The sequence below is a fragment of the Mesorhizobium sp. M7A.F.Ca.US.005.03.2.1 genome (genome assembly GCF_003997795.1).
GTDB lineage: Bacteria > Pseudomonadota > Alphaproteobacteria > Rhizobiales > Rhizobiaceae > Mesorhizobium > Mesorhizobium ciceri.
Map to the genome: position 1 here is coordinate 1 of NZ_RZRP01000560.1, position 4219 is coordinate 4219.

6 protein-coding genes and 1 pseudogene are annotated in these 4219 nt (G+C 61.6%); 5 read left to right on the forward strand and 2 right to left on the reverse strand.

All coding sequences use genetic code 11. From position 1 onward, the window contains the following. Both EN991_RS25570 and EN991_RS25575 read left to right on the forward strand, forming a co-directional pair. Positions 1-540, forward strand: a pseudogene (locus EN991_RS25570) (threonine dehydratase); the annotation flags it as partial. Positions 541-548: 8 nt separating this feature from the next. Then, positions 549-1109, forward strand: a complete 561-nt coding sequence (locus EN991_RS25575) for a DUF1697 domain-containing protein (protein WP_127369806.1) — start codon at positions 549-551, stop codon at positions 1107-1109. 8 nt (positions 1110-1117) lie between these two features. On the opposite strand, the gene EN991_RS25580 is transcribed toward EN991_RS25575, so the two are convergent. Both EN991_RS25580 and gloA read right to left on the reverse strand, forming a co-directional pair. After that, complete coding sequence (locus EN991_RS25580; protein WP_027160411.1) at positions 1118-1408, reverse strand: DUF2218 domain-containing protein; 291 nt, start codon at positions 1406-1408, stop codon at positions 1118-1120. A 146-nt stretch (positions 1409-1554) separates the two neighbouring features. Beyond that, a complete protein-coding gene (gene gloA, locus EN991_RS25585) occupies positions 1555-1995 on the reverse strand; it encodes a lactoylglutathione lyase (protein ID WP_063172309.1) in 441 nt (146 codons plus the stop codon). Between the two features lie 238 nt (positions 1996-2233). Here gloA and EN991_RS25590 point away from each other — a divergent pair, with 238 nt between their 5' ends. Genes EN991_RS25590 through EN991_RS25600 form a run of 3 tightly spaced genes read left to right on the forward strand, consistent with a single transcriptional unit; the run spans position 2234 to position 4182 of the window. Next, on the forward strand, positions 2234-2809 hold the full coding sequence (locus tag EN991_RS25590; protein WP_174564974.1) for a cold-shock protein: 576 nt from the start codon (positions 2234-2236) through the stop codon (positions 2807-2809). Positions 2810-2833: 24 nt separating this feature from the next. Beyond that, positions 2834-3394, forward strand: a complete 561-nt coding sequence (locus EN991_RS25595; RefSeq protein ID WP_027160409.1) for a DUF192 domain-containing protein — start codon at positions 2834-2836, stop codon at positions 3392-3394. A gap of 20 nt (positions 3395-3414) precedes the next feature. Beyond that, positions 3415-4182, forward strand: a complete 768-nt coding sequence (locus EN991_RS25600) for an alpha/beta hydrolase (protein WP_164753911.1) — start codon at positions 3415-3417, stop codon at positions 4180-4182. Positions 4183-4219: the final 37 nt, after the last annotated feature.

Here is a 4219-nt window from a genome sequence, read left to right on the forward strand (position 1 = left end):
GCGGTGGCCGAGATCGGCCGCGAGCCGTTGCGTCATCTCAAGGATTTTCCGGCCGACACGGTGCGGCTAATCCCGGAAAATAGGCTCTGCGCCACCATGATCGAGATGCTCAACGTCGAAGGCGTCGTGCTGGAGCCGGCTGGCGCGTTGGCGATCGATGCGCTCAAGGATTTCTCCAAGAAGGAGATCAGGGGCAAGACAATCGTCGCCGTGGTTTCGGGCGGCAATTTCGATTTCGAGCGGCTTCCGGACGTCAAGGAACGGGCGTTGCGCTTCGAGGGTTTGAAGAAATACTTCATCATCCGTTTTCCGCAGCGGCCGGGCGCGCTGCGCGATTTCCTCGAACTGCTCGGACCCGACGACGACATCGCCCGTTTCGAATATCTGAAGAAATCGGCGCGCAATTTTGGTTCGGTGCTGATCGGCATCGAAACCAGGGACCGTCGCAATTTCGATCTGCTCAAGGCGAAGTTCGAGGCCGAGGGCGTCCAGTATCAGGACATCACCGACAACGAGACACTGGCCGGGTTCATCATATGAGCGATCGAATGATTGATCCGGGAAAAGTCTTCGTCGCGCTGTTTTCGGGCATCAATGTCGGCGGCAACCGCATCGTCAAGATGGCGGAGCTGCGGTCGTTCTTCGAGGGCCTCGGCTTTTCCGACGTCGCCACCTACGTGCAGAGCGGCAATGCCGTGTTCCGGGCGAAGAAAGGCGACGCGGCGGCACTGGCGAACCTGCTCGAAGCAGCCTTCGAGACGAAATGGGGGTTCCATTCGCGCATCGTGGTGCGCGATCTCTCCTGGTTCGAGAAGCTGGTGCGCGAAAATCCCTATCCGGAAATTGCCGCGGACCACACGAAGCTGCACGCCTATGTGCTGGAACGCGAGCCGACCGCCGATGAGGTGGCGCGGCTGACCGAAAAGTGCACCGGCCCCGAACGCTTCGCGATCAAGGGCGATGTGCTCTACCTCAGCGCACCGAATGGGCTGGGCAAATCGGTGTTTGCCGGGCTGATCCCGCGCACGCTGAAAGTGCCGGGTACCGCGCGCAATTGGCGCTCGGTGCAGGCGCTGCTGGAGATGGCCGCACACGCCGGTGAGAAGTAGTTGGCCGGCTAGGCGGAAGTTGGTTTCCAGTCGAAGGTCAGTTCTTCGCGGAAAGCAAAGCGCTTGATGTGATCGGCGACAACGCTTTCCAGGCGCTCGATCGATCCTGCTTCGTCAGTCGACACCGTGACATGCAGCGCTGCGGCATCGGCAGCCATGACGGTACGGCCCATTGAGAGATCGATGGTGCCATGGGTGGGATCGAACTCGACCGGGAATTTGTGTGCCCAGTGCTTGCACAACTGCTGCAGGTAGCGGCTGGCATGTTCGGTGGCGACGTCGGCATGGCTGGTCGGCATGAATTCTCCTGGGCAAGCGCCTTTTGCATGGCTGGGCGCCGGCCCAAGCCTGGCGCCTCAGCCAGACAGATAGGCGCCGCCCCTGAAAAACCAAACGGTAGCGGGGCCGTCAGCCTGGCATTGTCCGCTCAAGACAGCGTGATCGGCTACCAGCTTCCGGTGTTCGCCATCGAAGCCCAAGGCTCGGCCTTGGCCTTGGCCGGGCCTTTCTGCAAAAGCTCGATCGAGATGCCGTCCGGCGACTTGACGAAAGCCATGTTGCCGTCGCGCGGCGGCCGGTTGATGGTGACGCCATTGTCCATCAGATGCTGGCAGGTGGCGTAGATGTCGTCGACCTCATAAGCGAGGTGGCCGAAATTGCGCCCGCCCTTGTAGTCTTCGGGATCCCAATTGTAGGTCAGTTCGACCAGCGGTGCCTTTTCATTGATGCCGCTCTCCTCGTCTTCCGGTGCGGCGAGGAAGATCAGCGTGAAGCGGCCCTGCTCGTTTTCGTAGCGGCGCACTTCCTTGAGGCCGAGCTTATTGCAGTAGAAGTCGAGCGAGGCATCGACGTCGGCGACACGGATCATGGTGTGCAGATAGCGCATGTGATTTCCTCGATAAATTGCGTTGCGGCGCAACATAGGGTCGGCCCTGTCAAAGGGCAATCGTGCGGCGGTGCGCAATGCCGGCAAAGAACAAATCCGGTATTGCCCCAATGAACCGTGAAAAAAGGCACGGCAGGTCTTGCACACACCGGAAGCCGCAGTGTTAATCTGTTGGCAAGAATCAGTTGCGGTGTTCTTGAAAAGAGGGGGCATTCTTATGGGGGAAAAGGCCTCTTTCATGGGGCGGGACGGAACCCTTGGCGACGCATTGCAGCGTGACGAAGGCGGCGACGCTTCTGATCTGCTCGAAGTAGCCGGCGCCATCAAGTGGTTCGATGTGGCCAAGGGTTATGGTTTCATCCTCCCGGATGACGGCATCTCGGGCGACATCCTCCTCCATGTGACATGTCTTCGAAGAGACGGCTTTCAGACGGCCCTGGAAGGCGCGCGTGTGGTCTGCCTCGTCAAGCATGGCGAGCGCGGATTGCAGGCCTTCCGTGTGCTCTCCATGGATGTCACCACCGCGGTCCACCCGGCCGAGATGCAGGAGCAGCGCACCCATGTCGCGGTGACGCCGGAGAGCGGTCTCGAACGCGCCTTGGTGAAATGGTTCAACCGCACCAAGGGGTTTGGTTTTCTCACCCGCGGCGAGGGTACCGAGGATATCTTCGTCCATATGGAGACCTTGCGCCGTTACGGTATCACCGAGCTTCGGCCCGGACAGGTCGTGCTGGTTCGTTTCGGGCGCGGCGACAAAGGCCTTATGGCCGCCGAAATTCACCCCGATATGGGGACCTTGCCGGTCTCGCACTAAGGCGTTTCCGGCCGAGGATCTCGAATGGCTTACAGGAACTGGCTGACCGCGGGCGCGATGTGCGCGATTGCCTTCATCGCCGCCGCCGGTGGTTACTTCTATTCCGAAAAGCCGACCTCGGCGGACAGCCGGGCAATGATCCTTCCGGCCGATCCGGCGCCATTGGTCGTGGTGACGAAAGGCGGTGATCGCTCTTTCTCCATCGAAGTCGCCGACACCGCCGCGGAGCGCGAGGCTGGCTTGATGTATCGCCAGGATATGGCGGACAACCACGGCATGCTGTTCGTCTTCGAGGTCCAGCAGCAGGTTGGCTTCTGGATGCACAACACCCCGATGCCGCTTGATCTGATTTTTGTCGGCCAGGATGGCAAGATCCGGGCGGTCAAGCACGGCGAGCCGCAATCAGACGCCGTCATTTCGCCTGGTGTACCGGTGCGTTTCGTGCTTGAGCTCAAGGCAGGCACTGCCGCCAGGAACGGCATCGAGTATGGCGACCTTTTGCGCCATCCGGCGGTGGGCACGGTGTCCGGCCCCGGCATGCCACCAGCCGACAATGGCGATGCACCCAATGGCGGTGGCGGTTGAGCACACAGGCGGGATCGCAGATGCAGTCTTTCACCCATGACGGCTTCGACCTTGCCTTCCTCGACCGCCAGCCGGAATCGGGCGAGGGCGATCCGGTGCTGATGATCCACGGCTTCGCTTCGAGCCACTATGTCAACTGGGTGTCGCCCGGCTGGTTCAAGACGCTGAACGATGCCGGTTACCGCGCCATCGCCTTTGACAATCGCGGCCACGGCGCGTCGTCCAAGAGCTATGATGAGGCGGACTATACGCCGGTCAAGATGGCCTCCGATGCCACTGCCTTGCTCGACCATCTCGGCATCGAGCGCGCCCACGTCATGGGTTATTCGATGGGCGCGCGCATCGCGGCGTTCATGGCGCTGTCCGATCCGGACAAGGTGGCGACGCTGGTCTTCGGCGGCCTCGGCATCGGCATGATCGACGGTGTCGGCGATTGGGATCCGATTGCCGACGCGCTGCTTGCCGAAGATCCGGCCGCGACCAGCCATCCGCGCGGCCGGTCGTTTCGCGCCTTCGCCGACCAGACCCGCAGCGATCGCCGTGCCTTGGCGGCTTGCATCGCCAAATCGCGCGAATTGCTGAGCGAGCAGGATGTTGCCCGCATCGCCCAGCCGACGCTGGTCGCCGTCGGAACCACCGACGACATAGGCGGCTCGCCCGATGAGCTTGCAGCGTTGATGCCGAACGCCAGCGCTTTTCATATCGAGGGCCGGGACCATATGCTGGCCGTCGGGGACAAGACCTTCAAGCAGCGCGTGCTGGAGTTCTATGCCGAAAATCCGCTCTGAGCGGAGGGCCAGGGCAGCGAGAAGCAGTGCCGTAGTC